This is a genomic window from Paractinoplanes ferrugineus (assembly GCF_016862195.1).
GTDB classification, from domain to species: domain Bacteria; phylum Actinomycetota; class Actinomycetes; order Mycobacteriales; family Micromonosporaceae; genus Actinoplanes; species Actinoplanes ferrugineus.
On sequence record NZ_BOMM01000038.1, the window covers coordinates 222,851 to 241,146 of the forward strand.

Here is an 18,296-nt window from a genome sequence, read left to right on the forward strand (position 1 = left end):
ATGCCTTCCGACTTCCGCGCGTTCGTCGAGCGGCAGTGGGCGCCGCTGGTGCGGACCGCCTTTCTGCTGACCGGCGACCGCGGCCACGCCGAGGACCTGGTGCAGGCCGCCCTCGAGAAGACCCACCGGCGCTGGGACCAGGTCTCCACGATGGACGCCCCGCTCGCGTACGTGCGCAAGGCCATGGTCAACACGGCGACGTCGTGGCGCCGGCGCCGCCGCTTCAGCGAGGTGCCGCTGGTCGCCGGCGACGGTCCGGTGAACGACCCCTACGGCCGCGTCGACCAGCGACAACAGGTGCTCACCGCGTTACGCCGGCTGCCCCCGCGGATGCGTGCCGTGCTGGTGCTGCGCTACTTCGAGGACCTCAGCGAAGCCGACGTGGCCGACGCGCTGGGCTGCTCGGTGGGCAGCGTGAAGAGCCAGGCATCACGCGGGCTGCAACGCCTGCGCACCGATCTGACCGAGACGAGCATCGTTCTTGCCGGGGAGCTGACGTGAACACCGAGACGATTCTGCGGGACGCGTTGCACAGTGGAGCCGGTGCCCTCGACGTACCGGAAGATCCGTGGCCGGCCTTCACCCGGCGGGAGCGGACGCACCGCCGCAACCGGCGGATCCGGGTCGCCGGGGTGGCGGTGGCCCTCGCGGCGGCCCTCGGCGTGCAGACCGGCGTCGTGCCTCTTCCGGCCGGGGCGCCCGGCATCGCCGTGGCGGGCCGGCCGACCGCGCTGACCAGCGCGCCCACCCGCGGGAACCTCGCCGCCGACGCCGGTTTCCTGGCCGCGCTGCGCGGCGAGATCAAGGACATCGAGGACCCCGGCGAGACCTGGCGGATCACCTCACGCCAGAAGATCAAATTTGTGTACGCGGCGGACGTCGGTGGTCATCGCCTCGCGTTGGCCCTGGTGCCGTTGCGGTTCGGGTTCCTGACCGACGCCGCGCTCGTCTGGTACGAGGGCCCGGCCGGCGCACCCGCCGCCGAGATGACTGAGGGCGGCCGAACCGACGGCGGGAACACGGTGGTGACCTGGATGGATGGCTACTCCGACCGAACCGGCCTGCTCGTCGTGGTCGCACCGCCGGCTGCCACCGTGGCGGTCAGCAGCGGATTCACCTACACCGCCGCGGGCCGGGTGGAGCACGGCAAGCCGGTCCGGTCGGCCGGGCTCGCCGAAGTTCCGTTGGCGGCGTCGCCGATGGAGCCGGGCGTCACCGTCAAGGTCACCGACCGGGGTGCGATCCTGCACGACGGGCCGGCCTCGGGTTCTTGGTCGGGCCACGGCGGCGACAACCAGGAGCCGACCGACTCGATGCTGACCGCGGCCCTCGGCAACCGGACCTTCGACCGGGAGCTGCTGCGATCCTGGGTGTCGGCGGCGTTCCTGGACGCCCGCCTGCCGGTCGCCGGCGCGTCGGTGCGAGTCGGCTGGACCGGCACCGTCAACGGGCAGGCCGCGGCCCTGGTCACCGTGCAGCCGGCCGGCGGCGGCGTCCTCGCGTACGCCTTCCACGGCGCCGCCGACTCCTACCGCGAGGACCTGCGGCTGCTGCTGCCCGCTTCCGGCGCCGCGCAACGGCCGATCGCGTGGCGGATGCGTGCCGAGGGCAAGGACGACCGTACCGACCAGGTGATCGTGGTGGCCCCGCCCGGCGCCACCCGGGTGTCCCTCGACGGCACCGCGCTGCCGCTGGACGCCACCGGGGCCGCGGTCGGCTCGCTGCCCCCGAACGCGGACGCCACGGTCACCGCCGACTTCGTCGATGGCACGGCGCCGACCAGCACGCCGGTGCCGCCGTTCGAGACCGACAGCGGGGGGCTACCGGGCGACACCCCCAGGACGCGGATCGTCCCGTAGCAGCGCCTCGATGAGGTCGGCAAGGCGTTCGGGCGGGCTCATCGGGTCTGCTCGCCCAGCAGGTCCCAGCGGTTGCCGGCGAGGTCGAGGAAGACCGCGACCCGGCCGTACGGCTCCTGGCGCGGCTCGCGGACGAACGTGACGCCGGCCTTGAGCAGGCGCTCGTGGGCGGCGTCGAAATCGTCGACCCGCAGGAAGAACCCGACCCGGCCGGCCGTCTGATCGCCGACGCGCGCCCGCTGCTCCGAACCGTCGGCGCGGGCCAGCAGCACCCCGGTCACCGCGCCCGGCGGTCGCACGACCACCCACCTTTTCGGCCGGCCGTCGTTGGTCAGCGACGGCGAGTCCTCGATCAGGTCGAAGCCGAGCACGCCGGTGAAGAAGGCGATCGCGGGGTCGTAGTCGTCGACGATGAGGGAGACCAGGTCGAGGTGCACGGCCGTAGCCTGTCACCTTTCGACGATCAGTTCCTCCCGGTCGCAGAGCATGCCGACGCCGTCGGGGTGGGCGCCGCCCAGGCCGTTGAACTTGCGGCCCGCCGGGCAGGGTTGCCGCCACAGCACCTGGCCGATCTGCAGGCCCACCGCGTAGATGTCGGTTCGGCCCTCGAAGGCGACGATGCCCACGCCGCGAACCGCTTCCAGGGTGGGCGAGGCCTGCTCCAGGTCGAGCGTCCACAACGGATAGTCAGGGGCGACGACGGTGAACGCGGTCAGCCGCCAGCGGCGCGCGGACGGGAGCCAGGCGGCGGTGACGATGACGCCGTCGGGCTCGGCCGAGGTCACCCAGAAACGACTGGGGGTGCCCGGCAGGGTCAGCCGGCCGGTGCGGTGGCCGCGCAGATAGACGTCGGCGGTCCGGCATCCGCCGGTCTTGGCCAGCACCACGGCGTCGCTGTCGGAGCTGCGCAGGATGCCGCAGGCGGTCCGGATCGGGCGGTCGTGCTCGTCCAGCGCCAGGTCGTGGTTCTGGCCGAATCGGGTGGCGTTCTGGTGGGCGTGCGTCTGCCAGAGCTTGCGCGCCTGCGGGACGACCAGCGCCGACACGACGACCAGGGCGACGGTGACGGCGGCCCGGTAACGGGCGTCGGACCAGCGGCGGCGGCGTAGGTCGCGGGCCACCACGACCACGGCGAACAGCGAGGACGTGAGGGCGAGGCCGGTCACGCCGGCCGGGACGGTGTAGCCGGGCTCGAGACCGTAGATGCCGGGCAGCGCGTCGGCCGGGCGCCACCAGCGGTCGGCGAGCACGGCGCCGGCGGCGACGGCCGCGAGGGCCAGGCCGAGTGCGGCCGCGAGCGGCCGGTGCCGGAAACGCGGTGGTGCGGCGGAGATCGCCGGCGGCGGCGGATTCTCGGGTACGGGTGTGCCCCGGCCGATCTCGCGCCGGCGGACCTCGTCGCGCTCGGCTCGGGCGGCGTCATGGGTCAGGGCGGCCAGGGCGAGCCGGGCCGTACGCGCGTTGCCGTCGCCGAGCTGACCGGCCGTCACCCGGGCCGTGGTCAGCAGGCGCAGCCACCAGGTCGGCATGTCGCGCTGGGCGCCGGCGAGGCCGATCGGCACGTTCAGCGTGGCCGGTTCGAGCACCATGGCCAGCAGCTGGGCGGTGATCGCCGGCTCGTCGGGGTGGGCACGCCGGGGCAGGTCGGCGACGGCGGCCACGGTGACCGGCACCAACTCGTCCCAGAGTTTCGCGGCGGCGAGCAGGACCGCGCAGGCCTTCCCGGATCCACAGTGGTGACTCGCTTCCCGGCAGTTGTGCCGGGCGAACGTCCGCAGCATGTTGTGGCGATGCAGCCGGGAGACCGCCGTGCGGGCGTCGTCGTCACCGGCGGCGGCCCGGCCGGCCAGCTCGACCAGGTCGCCGATCGAGACCTCGGCGGGCAGATGCGGGGCGAAGGTCGCGACGAACACACTCACCGCGGCCTCGGCGGCGGCCTGGTCCTCGGGTGCGCGGCGCAGGATCGTACGCTCCAGATTGCGATCCCGGACGTCCTGGCTGATCCACTCGCTCAGCCCGGCCCGGCCCTGGTCGGACTCGAAGAGCGCGACCGCCTCGGGGCGATGCCGCACCATCGCCTCGGCCAGGTGGGTCGGGGTCGCCCGGTCCTCGCGGGCGAAATGGAACGGCGGGAAACGCGCGGCGAAGAATCTCGGCGTGCGGGCCATCGCGGCCGCGGGCACGACCGAGGCCGAGGTACGCCGGGACGGCGCCCGATTCGCCGTGCGCGCGACCATCAGCGGCGCCTGGAGTCCCGCCGCGAAGTACGACGGCGTCTGCCGGCTGGCCTTGCGCACCGTCTCGAACGTGTAGCGGTGCAGTTCGCCCGACTCGATCCAGCCGTCCCGGTCGAGGTCGGCCTGGCCGGTGCGCAACCCCTCGATCACCACCTCGGTGAACACCGACGGCCGCGGCTCGTCGACGATCACCGACTCGCCCTCGTAGGCCAGCTCGTATTCGTTGCAGGCGGTCAGGCACACATAGCCGCGGGAGATCTCGCCGTCCAGCGGCCGCGGTGACGTCTTGGCGAAGCCGCGGGCGAACGCCCCGCTGTAGCAGCAGTCGAGCATGAGCAGGCGGCTCCCGGCGGCCGTCCGTTCCAGGCAGTCGGAGACGAACGCCGCGGCGATGGCGGTGCTCGCCGGGCGCTGCGCCCAGGTGGTCGTGGTCGCGAAGTGCAGCCGGCCCTGCATGTCCTGCAGGCCGTGGCAGGAGAAGTAGACGAGCACCAGGTCGTCCGGCTGCCGGTCGGCGGTGAGCTCGTCGAGCGCCCGCCGGACGTCGTGGTCGGCGGCGTTCTCCAGCATCGTGACGTCGAACCCGCCGATGTCCGGGTCGCGCAGGACCGAGGCCAGCCCGCGTACGTCCTGGGCCGGTGACCTCAGCTGCTCGAAGTAGGAGTCCTCGTAGTCGCTGGCCGCCACGAGCAGGGCGTATCGCCCCACCGTCAGGCCTCGCCGGCCGGACCGCCGTCGGCCCGGGTCTCGGGGCGGGTGAGGAACTCGTCGAGCGCCCGGCGGCCGTCGCGGGCCGAGGCGCCGTCGATGACCAGCACGTCGTCGCCGCGCCGCACCTCGATGCGCCGGGTGCCGGACCGCCGCACGATCGCCACCAGCACGTGCGCCATCGCGCGGAACCCGGCCGCCGACACCAGCCCGCCGACCACCAGCGAGGTCAGCGAACCGCCGCTCTTGGCGGACGCGCTGGTGGCGAGCTCCACCGGGCGGCTGGCGATGCCGGCCCGGCGCAGGTCCTCGTGGATCTCGCGGAGCAGGGCCGCCGGCTGGGGGGCCAGGGCGCTGATAGTCACGTGCGGCGCGGTCATGTGGCTCCCCTGAGCTCAGGAGTGACGGGTCGGCCGTAACGATCGCCGACGCTAACTCACAGTGACAACGATGAATCCAAGATCTTACAGTTCCCCGGTCGGGATGGCACTAATGACTACTCATGGTGACTGGACAATGCCCTATACGATCGTACTGTACGTCCGTATAGGAGGCTTGCATGGAACGAGGGGAACACCTGCTCGACGCGCTCGTCGAGGTGGTGGCCGCCGGTGGACTGGGGGCGGCCAGCGTCCGGGCGGTGGCGTCCGCCGCCGGGGTGTCGGTGGCGCAGGTGCAGTACTACTTCCGGACCAAGGACGAACTGGTCGAGGCGGCCTACCGGCACGTGTCCGAGCGGCTGGTGCGGCGGGTGCGCGACCTCGACCTCGACGGGGCGCCCGAGGACGTCCTGCGGCGGGTGCTGCACCTGTGGTTGCCACTCGACGCCGAACGCGAGCGGGACGCCAAGGTCTGGCTGGCCTTCGCCGCGGCGGCGCCCGTCTCCGCGTCGTTGCGGCCACTGAGTGCGGAAATGGACCGCGAGCTCAAGCGGTGGCTGGCGGAGTTCGCCGGAGTGGATGAGATCGAGGCCGCGCTCCTGCTCGCGGTGCTCGACGGTCTGGTCGTCCAATCCCTGGTGCGGCCCGAGCCGGAGCGGTCCGACCTGCTCGTCCGCGGCCTCGACCGCCACCTCGAGCGCCTCTTCGCCGCCGGCGGCAAGGGGTCCGGGAGCAAGATCGAGCGGCCCGGCGGTGAGCGGTGAAGGCGCTGCTCGGGGCCGGGGTCATGGCGGTGGCGCTCGGGGTGGGGCCGGTGCTCGGTGCGGCCGCCGCGGAGCTGTTGGGGGCGACCGGGTTCGCGGCGCGGATGCTGCCCGCCCTGTTCGTCACGGCCATCGCGGTGCCGCTCGTCCTGCTGCTGGCGCGGGGGGATCGCGCCCGCATCGGCCTGCGTGGCGGCGGGTTCGGACTCGGTGCGGCGGTCGTCGGGGGTTCGGCGGTCGTCACGTTCGGGCTGGGGACGGTGGCGGGGCTGATCCGGTGGGGCGAACTCGACCCGGCCGCGCTGGTGGGCTTCCTGCTCACCGACACGGTTGTCGCGCTGCTGCTGGAGGCGTTGCCGGAGGAGTTGACGTTGCGGGGTTACGCGTTCGGCGTGCTGCGGCGGCGATTTCGCGCGGTCCGGGCCGGGGCGCTGACCACAGGGCTGTTCCTGCTGGTGCCGGCGGCCGCGAGCGGGGTGCGGGCGGTGTGCACCGGGGAGCCGGCCGGGCTGGTGCCGGCCGGGGAGGATCCGGTGGCTTATCTGGTTCTGCTGGGGTTCTTCGGGGTCATGCTGGTGGCGGCCCGGACCGCTACCGGGTCGGCCGGCATCTGGACGTGCGTCGGCGCGCACCTGATGTTTCTCACCGTGAACCGGGTCGTGCTGTTCGGTGCCGACCGGCACGCGGGCTGGTCGGCCGAGCTCACCAGCCCGGACGCGGTGCTCCTCGTCCCGGTCTACCTGGTGCTGGCGACCGCGGCCTTCGTGCTGCTCGGGCGCCGGGCCAGGAAGGGGGTGCCCGGGGCCGGGAAAGGTGCCGGGACGGAAAGGGTGTTGGCCATCCGGGGCGTGACTTGATACGGTTCTCTGCATAGTCATGCGGAGGATGTCATGGGAATTCGGGTCGCGGTCGCGGGGGCAAGTGGATATGCGGGTGGTGAGCTGCTGCGCCTGCTCGCCGGGCATCCCGAGTTCGATGTGGTGGCAGCCACCGCGCACTCCCAGGCCGGCACGCACGTCACCGCCGTACACCCGCAGTTGACGGGTCTCGATCTGACGCTCGGGGCGACCGACGCGGCCGGCTTGAGCGACGCTGACCTGGTTTTTCTTGCCCTTCCGCACGGTCAGTCGGCGGCCGTGGCGGCGCACCTGCCGGCCACGGTCAAGATCGTCGACCTGGGGGCCGATTTCCGGCTGCGGGACGCCGAGCCGTGGCGGAAGTACTACGGCGGCGAGCACGCCGGCACGTGGACCTACGGCCTGCCCGAATTGCCCGGCCAGCGGGAGTTGATCAAGGCTTCCCAGCGGACCGCGAACACCGGTTGTTATGCGGCCTCCATCACACTCGCGCTGGCTCCGCTCATCGCGAGCGGGCTCGCCGACCCGGCCGACGTCGTCGTGGTGGCCAGCTCCGGCACCTCCGGCGCGGGCCGCGGCGCCAAGGTGAACCTGCTGGCCAGCGAGGTGATGGGCGATCTCTCGCCGTACAAGGTCGGCGCCCACCAGCACGTGCCGGAGATCAAGCAGGCCACCGGGGCGTCGTCACTGTCGATGACACCGGTGCTCGCGCCGATGCCTCGCGGCATTCTCGCGACCGTCACCGCGACCGCGGCGAAGCCGGGCGACCCGCGGCAGGCGCTGGCCGACGCCTATCGGGACGAGGCGTTCGTGCACCTGCTGCCCGAGGGGCAGTGGCCGCACACGGCCGCCACCGCCGGCTCCAACTCCTGCCACCTGCAGGCGACCATCGACGTCGACTCGGGGCGGATCATCGTGGTCAGCGCCCTCGACAACCTCGGCAAGGGTGCCGCCGGCCAAGCCGTGCAGTGCGCCAACCTCATGTTCGGCCTGCCCGAGACGATGGGCCTGTCCGTGTTCGGAGTCGCGCCATGACCGTCACCCACCCCAAGGGCTTCCGGGCCAGCGGCGTCGCCGCCGGTCTGAAGACCACCGGCAACCCCGATGTGGCGCTCGTCGTCAACGACGGGCCCGATTTCACCGCGGCCGCCGTCTTCACCGGCAACCGGGTCAAGGCCGCGCCGGTGCTGTGGAGCCAACAGGTGCTCAAGGGCGGCGTCGTGCGCGCCGTCGTGCTCAACTCGGGCGGCGCCAACGCGTGCACCGGCTCGCAGGGCTTTCGCGACACGCACGCCACCGCCGAGCACACCGCCACCGTGCTGCGCGGCGGTCCCAAGCCGCAGATGATCGGGCCCGGGGACGTGGCGGTCTGCTCGACCGGCCTGATCGGTGAGCTGCTGCCGATGGACAAGCTGCTGCCCGGCGTCACCGCCGCGGCCCGGGCGCTCGCCGCCGACGGCGGCCCGAAGGCGGCCGAGGCGATCATGACCACCGACTCGGTGGCGAAGAACGCGGTGGTGCGCGGGGACGGCTGGTCGGTCGGCGGCATCGCCAAGGGGGCCGGCATGCTGGCCCCCGCGCTGGCCACCATGCTCGTGGTGATCACCACCGACGCCTCGGCCGGCAACGATGTGCTCGACGCGGCGCTGCGCGAGGCGACCCGGCTGACGTTCGACCGGATCGACGCCGACGGCTGCATGTCGACGAACGACACCGTGCTGCTGCTGGCCAGCGGTGCCTCGGACCGGCAGCCGTCGGTCGAGGAGCTGACCGCGGCGGTCACCGCCGTCTGTCACGACCTCGCCCAGCAGTTGATCGCCGACGCCGAGGGCGCCACCAAGCACATCTCGATCACCGTCGAGGGCGCCGACAGCGAGGGTGACGCGGTCGAGGTCGGCCGGGTCGTGGCCCGCAACAACCTGGTCAAGACGGCGTTGTTCGGCAACGACCCGAACTGGGGACGGATCCTCGCGGCGGTCGGCACGACCCGGGCGAAGTTCGAGCCCGACCGGATCGACGTGGCCATCAACGGCGTGTGGATCTGCAAGGGCGGGGCGGCGGCCGAGGACCGGTCGAAGGTGGATCTGTCGGGCCGCCCGGTGGAGATCGTCATCAACCTTCGCGAGGGCGAGATGGCCGCGACGATCTGGACGACCGATCTGTCGCACGCCTACGTGCACGAGAACTCGGCGTACTCGTCGTGACCACACCGTTGGCGAAGGCCGGCGTCCTGATCGAGGCGCTGCCCTGGCTGGAACGCTTCCACGGGGCGACCGTGGTGATCAAGTACGGCGGCAACGCGATGATCACGCCGGCCCTGCAGAAGGCGTTCGCCGAAGACATCGTGTTCATGCGCTACGTGGGAATCCGGCCGGTCGTCGTGCACGGTGGCGGTCCGCAGATCAGCCGGATGCTCGACACGCTGGGCATCAGGAGCGAGTTCCGCGGCGGGCTGCGGGTCACGACTCCGGAGGCCATGGACGTCGTCCGGATGGTGCTCACCGGGCAGGTCGGCCGGGAGCTGGTCGGGCTGATCAACCAGCACGGGCCGTTCGCGGTCGGGCTCTCCGGCGAGGACGCCCGGTTGTTCACCGCGACCCGCCGGGGGGCGATGATCGACGGCGAGGAGGTCGACATCGGCCAGGTCGGCGACGTCAGCAAAGTGGACACCAGCGCCGTCGACGACCTGATCGCGGCCGGTCGCATCCCGGTCATCGCCAGCGTCGCCCCCGACGCCGGCGGCGTCGTGCACAACGTCAACGCCGACACCGCGGCCGCGGCCCTGGCCGAGGCGCTCGGCGCCCGCAAACTGGTGGTCCTCACCGATGTGCCGGGCCTCTACACCAACTGGCCGGACACCTCGTCGCTGACCACCCGGATCGACGCCGACGCGCTCGAGAAGCTGCTGCCCGGCCTCGAAGCCGGCATGGTCCCCAAGATGGAGGCGTGCCTGCGCGCCGTCCGTGGGGGCGTGCCCGCCGCGCACGTCGTCGACGGTCGGGTCCCGCACTCCACGCTGCTGGAAGTCTTCACCTCGGAAGGGATCGGAACGATGGTGGTTCCCGCATGACGCTCGCCGGCCGGTGGCAGACCTCGATGATGAACAACTACGGGACGCCGCAGCTCGCCCTGGTCCGCGGCACGGGCGCGGTGGTGACCGACGAGAACGGCAAGGAGTACGTCGACTTCCTCGGCGGCATCGCGGTGAACGCGCTCGGACACGCCCACCCGGCCGTGGTCGAGGCCGTCACCCGGCAGATCTCGCAGCTGGGCCACGTCTCCAACCTCTACATCGCCGAGCCCTGCGTGGCCCTCGCCGAGCTGCTGCTGGCCCTCGCGGGGCGCCCCGGCCGGGTCATCTTCGGCAACTCGGGCGCCGAGGCGAACGAGGCCGCCTTCAAGCTCTCCCGGCTGACCGGCCGCACCCACGTGGTGGCCACCAACGGCGCGTTCCACGGCCGCACGATGGGCGCCCTGGCGCTCACCGGCCAGCCGTCGAAGGCGGATGCGTTCCGCCCGCTGCCCGGCGAGGTCGAGCACGTCGACTTCGGCGATCTGCGAGCGCTCGAGGCCGCCGTCACGAACGAGACCGCCATGGTCATCCTGGAGCCGATCCAGGGTGAGAACGGCGTCGTCGTGCCGCCGACCGGTTACCTGGCCGGCGCGCGGGAGATCTGCACCCGCCACGGCGCCCTCCTCGTGCTCGACGAGGTGCAGACCGGCATCGGGCGCACCGGCCACTGGTTCCACCACCAGAGCGAGGGCGTCGAACCCGACGTCATCACCCTCGCCAAAGGACTCGGCGGCGGACTCCCGCTGGGTGCCTGCATCGCGTTCGGCCGGGCGGCCGACCTGTTCACCCCGGGCTCGCACGGCACCACGTTCGGCGGCAACCCGATCGCGTGCGCGGCCGGCCTCGCCGTCGTCCGCACGATCGCCAGCGAAGGACTGCTCGACCACGTGAAGCGGGTGGGCGAGCAACTGCGGCGGGGACTCGAGAACCACCCCCTGGTCGAGCATGTCCGCGGGGCCGGGCTGCTTCTCGGCGTCGTACTCAAGCAGCCGGTCGCCAAAGATCTGGCGGCCGCCCTGCAGGGCGCCGGATTCCTCGTCAACGCCCCGCAACCCGACGTCATCCGGCTCGCCCCGCCGCTGATCATCAGCAGCGAGCAGGCGGACGCCCTCATCGCAGCTTTGGACGGCCTGACATGACCCGGCATTTTCTTCGTGACGACGATCTGAACCCCCAGGAGCAGGCGGCGGTGCTCGACCTCGCGGCCGAGATGAAAGCGGCCCGCTTCATCTACCGCCCGCTGGAAGGCCCGCGTTCGGTGGCGGTCTTCTTCGACAAGGTCAGCCTGCGCACCCGGCTGTCCTTCGAGGCCGGCATCGCCGAGCTGGGCGGGCAGCCGATAATCGTGGACACCCAGGCCACCCACTTCGGCCGGGGCGAGTCGCTGTCCGACGCCGGCAAGGTCGTCTCCCGCTACGTCGCCGCCATGGTCTTCCGCACCACCGGCGACGAGCGGCTGGTCGAGCTGGCCTCCGGGGTCAACGTGCCGGTGGTCAACGCGCTCACCGACGGCTTCCACCCGTGTCAACTGCTCGCCGACCTGCTGACGATCCGGGAGAAATTCGGATCGACGAGCGGCCGGAAACTCGCGTACGTCGGTGACGCGGCCAACAACATGGCGCACTCCTATCTCCTCGCCGGTGCGACCGCGGGCATGCACGTCCGCGTCGCCGGCCCGTCCGGTTTCGACCCCAACCCGGCCGTGGTGAGCCGGGCGGCCGAGATCGCGGCGTGGACCGGTGGCTCGGTCGAGATGCTGCGCGACCCGGTGGAGGCGGTCGACGGCGTGGACGTGATCGCCACCGACACCTGGACGTCGATGGGCCAGGAGGGGGACGGCCGGGATCGGCTGACCCCGTTCTGGCCGTACCAGGTGAACGACAAGCTCCTGGCCGCCGCCTCGCCGGAGGCGATCGTGCTGCACTGCCTGCCCGCCCACCGCGGGGAGGAGATCACCGACGACGTGCTGGACGGCCCCCAGAGCGTGGTCTTCGACCAGGCCGAGAACCGGCTGCACGCGCAGAAGGCGCTCCTCGCCTGGCTGCTGGCGGTGAACACGCCGTGACCGGGCCGGTGACCCGCGCGGGCCGGCACGCCCGGATCGTCGAGCTCATCCGGGAGCGGCCGATCCGGTCGCAGACCGAGCTCGCCGAGCTCCTGGCCGGCGACGGTGTGCAGGTCACCCAGGCCACCCTGTCCCGCGACCTGGAGGAGCTGGGTGCCGTCAAGGTCAGCGGCGCCTACCTGATCCCGGAGGACGGCAAGCGTCCGCTGCGCGACGCCGAGAACGCGCCCGCCCGTCTCCTGCGGCTCCTGCGGGAGTTGCTCACCGGAGTGGACGCGAGCGGCAACATCGCCGTGCTGCGCACCCCGCCCGGGGCGGCGCAGTTCCTGGCGAGCGCGCTCGACCGCTCCGGACTGACCGACGTCGTCGGCACCATCGCCGGCGACGACACGATCTTCGTCGTGACCCGTGACCCCGGGGGCGGAGCGGCCTTCGCTGACAAGCTGATGGGCTGGAGCCGCTCCGAACTCGACCAACTGGAGAGTCACTCGTGACAGTGCAACCGCAGGACCCGCCGGTGGAGGTCCACTTCCCCGGCTTCGCCGACCATGTCCAGGGCCTGGTCGGCCACCAGGTCGAGTTCTTCCTCGCCTCCAACGAGACGTTGCGCTCGCACCTGCACGAGACGCCGTACGGGCACAAGCTGACCTGGCTCGACTTCACCGACACGGCCGACAAGGGCTGGTCGACCCGGGAGTTCCTGAACCTCTTCAACGTCATCAACGGCATCGCGTTCGGCGACCGGGGCATCCCGATGCCGCAGTGGGTGATGGTCGACCTGATCCTGATGCCGTCGGCCGCCGTGATCGCGGGCCTGCCGCAGGACGCGTTCGCCGAGATGGTGCAGCGGTCGACCTTCCGCTTCGACACCGACGTGAAGCAGCACCTGCGGGCCGTGCAGGACAGCATGCGGGAGAGCGGCTACACCGGCCCGGTGCCGGTGGGTGGCTACTGCGCCGCGCCGAGCGCCGCCCCCGGCACGTGGGTCGGCTGGTCGCTCTGGTCGCTGATGCCCGCGGTCGGCCTGGGCCAGGCGGCGAAGGCCCTGGCCCTCTCCGCCTACCAGGCGAAGAAGCTGGACGGCGTGACCCAGTACGACAACAGCGCGCTCAAGGTGCACACCCGCTTCGGCCCGCTGAAGATCCTGGTCGCGACCGTGCCGTTCCACACCTCGCCGGGCTCGTTCGTCTACGAGAGCGACTTCACCATCCCGCCCGCCGGTGCGGCCGTGCCCGAGCCGAGTTTCCTGCTCGACCCGTTCGACTACGAGCGCCAGGCCGCCATGCAGAAGGCCATCGAGGCGGGACAGAGCGAGTTCTACGTCCTGCCGCCCGGCCACCTCGCGGTCGACGGCAAGGCCTTCGTGCCCGTCCTCGAGCTCTCCTGATCTCCGACTTCGCCTGACCACCGACAAGATGGACGTCCTATCATGACCAAGCGCAAGATCGTTCTCGCCTTCTCCGGCGGCCTGGACACCTCGTACGCCCTCGTGTCGCTGCGCGAACAGGGGTGGGAGGTGCTCACCGCCAACATCGACACGGGTGGCCTGCACAGCGGTGAGGGTGAGTCGGTGAAGGCCCGCGCCGAGGAGCTCGGGTCGGCCGGCCACTTCATCGTCGACGCCCGCGAGGAGCTCTACTCCCGCGTCGTCACCTACGGGATCAAGGCCAACTACCTGCGCAACGGCGGCTATCCGTCGTGCGTCGGGGCGGAGCGCATGATCCAGGCGGAGAAGGTCGTCCAGGTCGCCATCGAGAACGGCGCCGACGCGGTCGCGCACGGCTCCACCGGGGCCGGGGCCGACCACGTCCGCTACGACGCGGTGATCCGGGCGCTCGCCCCGAACATGGAGATCATCGCGCCGATCCGGGACGAGCGGCTGACCCGTGAGTTCGAGACCTCGTTCCTGACCGAGCGCGGCTTCGAGGTCAGCGCGAAGACCACCACCTACTCGATCAACGAGGGCCTGATCGGCACCACGATCGGCGGCGGTGAGACGTACGGCTCGTGGGAGTACCTGGCGGAGAGCGCGTGGACGTACACCAAGTCGATCGACGACGCCCCGGCCGACGGGGTCGAGCTGATCCTGTCGTTCGAGAAGGGTGAGGTCGTCGCGGCCACCACGGCCGACGGCGCCGCGCTGACCGAGGCCGGCGCGAAGAACTACGCCATCCTGGTCGCGCTCAACGAGCTCGGCGCGGCACACGGCGTCGGCCGCGGCATCCACATGGGCTCGACGATGGTCGGCAACCTGGCCCGGGTCGGCTTCGAGGCGCCCGGCATGCTGACCCTCATCGCCGCACACCGCGAACTGGAACGGCTGACCCTGAGCAACCGGCAGCAGGCCACCAAGCAGCAGCTCGGCACCACGTACGGCGACCTGCTGCACGAGGCGGTCTACTACGACCCGATCCTCGACGACCTGCGCGCCTATCTCGACTCGAGCCAGACCCGGGTCACCGGCGACGTGCGGGTCAAGCTGCACAAGGGCAACATCGTCGTACTCGGCAGCCGCAGCCCGTTCAGCCTGCTCGACGCGGCCGAGCGGCAGGGCGTCGTCTACGGCTACGGCTCGTCGATGTGGACCGGCGAGCAGGCCCGCGCGTTCGCCCACATGTACGCCGTGCCCGGGGCGATCGCCCAGGCCGCGGCGTCGGCGAAACCGGTCTAGCCGAGCCACTTCAGGAGCTTGGCGAGGCTGTCCCGGATGTCCTGCGCCGGGCAGTGCTCGTGGTCGGTGTGCGCCAGCAGGGGATCGCCCGGCCCGTAGTTGACCGCGGGGATCCCCAGCTGCGCGAACCGCGCCACGTCCGTCCAGCCCAGCTTGGCCTCGACCACGCCGCCGACCGCCTCGACGAACTCGCGGGCGGCCGGCTTGTCGAGGCCGGGCCGGGCGCCGGGGGCGAGATCCTGCACCTCGATCTCGAAACCGGCGAACAGCTCACGCAGGTGCGCCTCGGCCTGTGCGCCGTCGCGGTCGGGAGCGAACCGGTAGTTGATCCAGATGCGGCACTCGTCGGGGATGACGTTGCCGGCGATGCCGCCCTCGACCTTCACCGCGTTGAGGCCCTCGCGGTAGCGCAGACCGTCGACGACCGGCTGCCGCGGCTCGTAGGCGCGCAGGAGGTCGAGGACGGCGCCGACGCCGTGGATGGCGTTGACCCCGCGCCACGAGCGGGCCGAGTGGGCGGCCACGCCGGGCACCGTGATCTGGATGCGCATGGTGCCCTGACAACCGCCCTCGACCGAGGCGTTCGACGGCTCGCCGAGGATCGCGAAGTCACCCGCCAGCCAGTCCGGATGGGTCCGCACGAGCCGGCCGAGGCCGTTGAGACGGGAGGCGACCTCTTCGTGGTCGTAGAAGACGAAGGTGAGGTCATGACGCGGCTCCGGCAGGGACGCGGCGATGGTGAGCATGACGGCCACGCCACCCTTCATGTCGACCGTGCCCCGGCCGTACAGGATGTCGTCCTTGATCGTCACCGGCAGGTTGTCCTTGATCGGCACGGTGTCCAGGTGCCCGGCGAGCACCACCCGGGCCGGCCGGCCCAGTGCGGTGCGCGCCACCACGGCGTCGCCGTCACGCAGCACCTCGAGGTGGGGGAGAGCCCGCAACGCACCCTCGACCACGTCGGCGATCGCCTGCTCGTCGCCGCTCACCGAGGGGATGTCGCAGAGGGCAGTGGTGAGGGCGACGACGTCGCCGGTCAGGTCCAGGCTCATGAGAAAACCCTAACGGTAGGGTTCGGTGCACGTGAAAGGGGAAATCCGTGTCGGAAAGCGAGGGGCCCACGCGGCTCTGGGGCGGACGGTTCGCGGGCGGTCCCGCCGACGCGCTCGCCAGGCTGAGCGTGAGCGTGCAGTTCGACTGGCGCCTGGCGCCCTACGATCTGCTCGCCTCCCGGGCGCACGCCCGGGTCCTGGCCGGGGCCGGGCTGCTCGACGCCGACGAGCTCGGCCAGATCCTGGCGGCGCTCGACGACCTCGACGCGGCGTGCGCGGCCGGCGAGTTCCGGCCCACGATCGAGGACGAGGACGTGCACACCGCCCTCGAGCGCGGTCTGCTCGAACGCCTCGGCACGCTCGGCGGCAAACTGCGGGCCGGCCGGTCCCGCAACGACCAGGTCGCCACCGACCTGCGGCTCTATCTGCGCGATCACGCCCGCGGGCTGGCCGTCTCGCTCGTCGAGCTGGCCGACGCCCTGACCTCGCAGGCGGCGCTGAACGTGGACACCGCGGCGCCGGGGATGACCCACGTGCAGCACGCCCAGCCGGTCACCTTCGGCCACTGGCTGCTCGCCCACGTCCAGCCGCTGCTCCGCGACCTCGATCGGCTGAGCGACTGGGACGAGCGGGCCGCGATCTCGCCGCTGGGCAGCGGCGCGCTCGCCGGTTCGTCACTGCCGCTCGACCCCGCCGCGGTCGCCAAGGAGCTCGGCTTCAAGGCCCCCGCGCCGAACTCGATGGACGCCGTCGCCGACCGTGACTTCGTCGCCGAGTTCCTGTTCGTGACCGCGCTGATCGGGGTGCACCTGTCCCGCCTCGGCGAAGAGGTGGTGCTCTGGACCTCGACCGAGTTCGGCTGGGTGGAGCTCGACGACGCCTTCGCCACCGGCTCGTCGATCATGCCGCAGAAGAAGAACGCGGACATCGCCGAACTGGCCCGGGGCAAGAGCGGGCGCCTGATCGGCGGCCTGGTCGCGGTGCTGACCATGCTCAAGGGCCTGCCGTTGACCTACGACCGGGACATGCAGGAGGACAAGGAACCGGCCTTCGACGCGATCGAGACGCTGGAACTCCTGCTGCCCGCGCTGGCCGGCATGATCTCGACGATGACGGTACGGGTGGATCGCCTCACCGCCGCCGCGCCGGTCGGGTTCTCGCTGGCCACCGAAGTCGCCGACTGGCTGGTCCGCAAGGGCGTGCCGTTCCGGGAGGCGCACGAGATCACCGGTCAGCTGGTGGCGCTGTGCTCGGTGCGGGACTGCGAGCTGGAAGACCTGACCGACGACGACCTGAAGACGGTGAGCGACCACCTCGACCCGTCGGTCCGCCAGGTCATGTCGGTGGAGTCGGCCCTGGCGAGCCGCACCACGCCCGGTTCGACAGGGCCCGGCCCGGTTGCCGACCAGCTGGCCACCGTGCAGCACAAGCTGGACAGCTGGCGCCAGTGGGCGGTCGAGAAGGTCGTCCCGAGGTAGCACGCGCAGCGGGGAGCGGCGGGGCTCGGGCATGATTGACCGATCCCGCTGTTCCCCGGCTCCCGGAGAGCTACTTTGTCGATCAAGGACGAGATCACCACCAAAGGCGCCTGGCTGGCGAAGCGTTCGTTCCTCTACATCGCACTCGGCCTGCTCGTGGTCTACTTCGTCGGCGCCTATCTGGTGCTCGAGTTGGACGCCGGGAAATTCGAGAAGCCGTTCCTCGGCTCGACCCTTTTCCTCCTCCTCGTGGCGGCGCTGGGCCATGCCGCGAGCCAGGGGCGGAGTCAGCAGAAGCTCGAGCGCATCGAGAGCGAGTTGGGGTCGGTCACCGGCGGGCTGGCCGATCTCGCCGCGCACCGCAACGCCGAGGTCGCCTTCTTCGCGGGCAACAGCAGGGTCTACGACGCGACCGTGCGGGCCGTCCTGGCGGCGCGCGAACGGGTCTGGGTCACCCACATGCGCAACGAGGGCCCGTTGCGGGGTGACGCCGCCGACCGGCATTTCAAGGCGTGCCGTGAGTGGGCGCTGCGCTCCGAGGAGCACCACTTCCGCCGGATCATCCTGCGCGGCGACAACCCGGGGCTGCGCGATTTCTGCCGGCAGGAACTCAAGTTCGCCGCGAAGGCTAACGCCCGCGGCGACCGGTACCTGGTCAAGATCCTCAGTGGACCGGTTCACCTGACCGAGGCGTTCAACGTCGGCATCTACGACGACGTGGTCTTCTTCACCCACCGCGACGGCGACCAGGCGATCGGCTTCTCGGTCCGGAGCCGGGAATTCGCCGACAACTACATCCAGCACTACTACAACCGCTTGTGGCACAACGAGAACTCGGAACCGATAAGCGCCGACCTGCTCGACTGACCCGAAGGCGAGGTCGTGGGGCTACTCGAGTGGGCGCCCAGGTCGACCTGCCGGACCCGCTCGCGGGTCGTCCCGGTCGCCGGCACCCGGCCGGCGTTGCCGTAGATCTTTCTGGAAGAGCTCGCGGTACGTCCTGGTAGACGCTATTGAAGGCGGAACCCGGCATCGATGTGGTGGGGAGGCCACCAACGGACGCGAGGCCGTCGGTCTCGCGCGCACCTGCCGGGCCGACGTCGTGCTCATGGACATCCGGATGCACCCGCGACCCCAGGCGGTGGCAGCGCG

Annotated in this window: 18 protein-coding genes; 14 read left to right on the forward strand and 4 right to left on the reverse strand. The window is 71.6% G+C overall.

Going from position 1 to position 18,296, the window contains the following annotated elements; genetic code table 11:
* Together Afe05nite_RS21190 and Afe05nite_RS21195 are read left to right on the forward strand one after the other, a co-directional pair.
* Entirely contained in the window at positions 1 to 501 is a 501-nt protein-coding gene (locus Afe05nite_RS21190; protein WP_203818882.1) for a SigE family RNA polymerase sigma factor, read from the forward strand.
* Entirely contained in the window at positions 498 to 1,859 is a 1,362-nt protein-coding gene (locus Afe05nite_RS21195) for a hypothetical protein (protein ID WP_203818883.1), read from the forward strand. The genes Afe05nite_RS21190 and Afe05nite_RS21195 overlap by 4 nt, the downstream gene beginning before the upstream one ends.
* Before the next feature lie 38 nt (positions 1,860 to 1,897).
* On the opposite strand, the gene Afe05nite_RS21200 is transcribed toward Afe05nite_RS21195, so the two are convergent.
* Genes Afe05nite_RS21200 through Afe05nite_RS21210 form a run of 3 tightly spaced genes read right to left on the reverse strand, consistent with a single transcriptional unit; the run spans position 1,898 to position 5,184 of the window.
* The gene (locus Afe05nite_RS21200; RefSeq protein WP_203818884.1) at positions 1,898 to 2,296 is read right to left on the reverse strand and encodes a VOC family protein; all 399 of its coding nucleotides are present in this window, start codon (positions 2,294 to 2,296) and stop codon (positions 1,898 to 1,900) included.
* 12 nt (positions 2,297 to 2,308) lie between these two features.
* Positions 2,309 to 4,804 (reverse strand): caspase family protein, encoded by a 2,496-nt coding sequence (locus Afe05nite_RS21205; RefSeq protein WP_203818885.1) that lies wholly within the window; start codon positions 4,802 to 4,804, stop codon positions 2,309 to 2,311.
* Positions 4,805 to 4,806: 2 nt separating this feature from the next.
* Entirely contained in the window at positions 4,807 to 5,184 is a 378-nt protein-coding gene (locus Afe05nite_RS21210; protein ID WP_203818886.1) for a hypothetical protein, read from the reverse strand.
* Between the two features lie 179 nt (positions 5,185 to 5,363).
* Between Afe05nite_RS21210 and Afe05nite_RS21215 the strand changes: the two genes are divergently transcribed.
* The 10 genes from Afe05nite_RS21215 to argG are packed head-to-tail and all read left to right on the forward strand — an operon-like array spanning position 5,364 to position 14,614.
* Positions 5,364 to 5,948 (forward strand): TetR/AcrR family transcriptional regulator, encoded by a 585-nt coding sequence (locus Afe05nite_RS21215; RefSeq protein WP_203818887.1) that lies wholly within the window; start codon positions 5,364 to 5,366, stop codon positions 5,946 to 5,948.
* Positions 5,945 to 6,805: a CPBP family glutamic-type intramembrane protease gene (locus Afe05nite_RS21220; RefSeq protein WP_203818888.1), complete on the forward strand. Its 861-nt coding sequence runs from the start codon at positions 5,945 to 5,947 to the stop codon at positions 6,803 to 6,805. The genes Afe05nite_RS21215 and Afe05nite_RS21220 overlap by 4 nt, the downstream gene beginning before the upstream one ends.
* A 33-nt stretch (positions 6,806 to 6,838) precedes the next feature.
* Positions 6,839 to 7,840 (forward strand): N-acetyl-gamma-glutamyl-phosphate reductase, encoded by a 1,002-nt coding sequence (gene argC, locus Afe05nite_RS21225; RefSeq protein ID WP_203818889.1) that lies wholly within the window; start codon positions 6,839 to 6,841, stop codon positions 7,838 to 7,840.
* Complete coding sequence (argJ, locus tag Afe05nite_RS21230) at positions 7,837 to 9,009, forward strand: bifunctional glutamate N-acetyltransferase/amino-acid acetyltransferase ArgJ (RefSeq protein ID WP_203818890.1); 1,173 nt, start codon at positions 7,837 to 7,839, stop codon at positions 9,007 to 9,009. Before argC ends, argJ begins: the two co-directional genes overlap by 4 nt.
* Positions 9,006 to 9,875 carry an acetylglutamate kinase gene (gene argB / locus Afe05nite_RS21235; RefSeq protein ID WP_203818891.1) on the forward strand — a complete coding sequence of 290 codons (870 nt, stop codon included), beginning with the start codon at positions 9,006 to 9,008 and terminating at the stop codon, positions 9,873 to 9,875. Before argJ ends, argB begins: the two co-directional genes overlap by 4 nt.
* The gene (locus Afe05nite_RS21240) at positions 9,872 to 11,017 is read left to right on the forward strand and encodes an acetylornithine transaminase (protein WP_203818892.1); all 1,146 of its coding nucleotides are present in this window, start codon (positions 9,872 to 9,874) and stop codon (positions 11,015 to 11,017) included. Before argB ends, Afe05nite_RS21240 begins: the two co-directional genes overlap by 4 nt.
* Entirely contained in the window at positions 11,014 to 11,943 is a 930-nt protein-coding gene (gene argF / locus Afe05nite_RS21245; RefSeq protein ID WP_203818893.1) for an ornithine carbamoyltransferase, read from the forward strand. Before Afe05nite_RS21240 ends, argF begins: the two co-directional genes overlap by 4 nt.
* Positions 11,940 to 12,437: an arginine repressor gene (locus Afe05nite_RS21250; protein WP_203818894.1), complete on the forward strand. Its 498-nt coding sequence runs from the start codon at positions 11,940 to 11,942 to the stop codon at positions 12,435 to 12,437. The genes argF and Afe05nite_RS21250 overlap by 4 nt, the downstream gene beginning before the upstream one ends.
* Positions 12,434 to 13,330 carry a hypothetical protein gene (locus Afe05nite_RS21255; protein WP_239118033.1) on the forward strand — a complete coding sequence of 299 codons (897 nt, stop codon included), beginning with the start codon at positions 12,434 to 12,436 and terminating at the stop codon, positions 13,328 to 13,330. The genes Afe05nite_RS21250 and Afe05nite_RS21255 overlap by 4 nt, the downstream gene beginning before the upstream one ends.
* 42 nt (positions 13,331 to 13,372) lie before the next feature.
* Positions 13,373 to 14,614, forward strand: a complete 1,242-nt coding sequence (gene argG / locus Afe05nite_RS21260; protein ID WP_203818895.1) for an argininosuccinate synthase — start codon at positions 13,373 to 13,375, stop codon at positions 14,612 to 14,614.
* Here the strand turns inward: argG and dapE are convergent.
* Positions 14,611 to 15,666 (reverse strand): succinyl-diaminopimelate desuccinylase, encoded by a 1,056-nt coding sequence (gene dapE, locus Afe05nite_RS21265; protein ID WP_203818896.1) that lies wholly within the window; start codon positions 15,664 to 15,666, stop codon positions 14,611 to 14,613. The genes argG and dapE overlap by 4 nt on opposite strands.
* Positions 15,667 to 15,713: 47 nt before the next feature.
* On the opposite strand from dapE, the gene argH reads away from it, so the two are divergent.
* Positions 15,714 to 17,144, forward strand: coding sequence for an argininosuccinate lyase (argH, locus tag Afe05nite_RS21270; RefSeq protein WP_203818897.1), 1,431 nt, complete (start codon positions 15,714 to 15,716; stop codon positions 17,142 to 17,144).
* Positions 17,145 to 17,219: 75 nt separating this feature from the next.
* Positions 17,220 to 18,011: a hypothetical protein gene (locus Afe05nite_RS21275; protein ID WP_203818898.1), complete on the forward strand. Its 792-nt coding sequence runs from the start codon at positions 17,220 to 17,222 to the stop codon at positions 18,009 to 18,011.
* Positions 18,012 to 18,296: the final 285 nt, after the last annotated feature.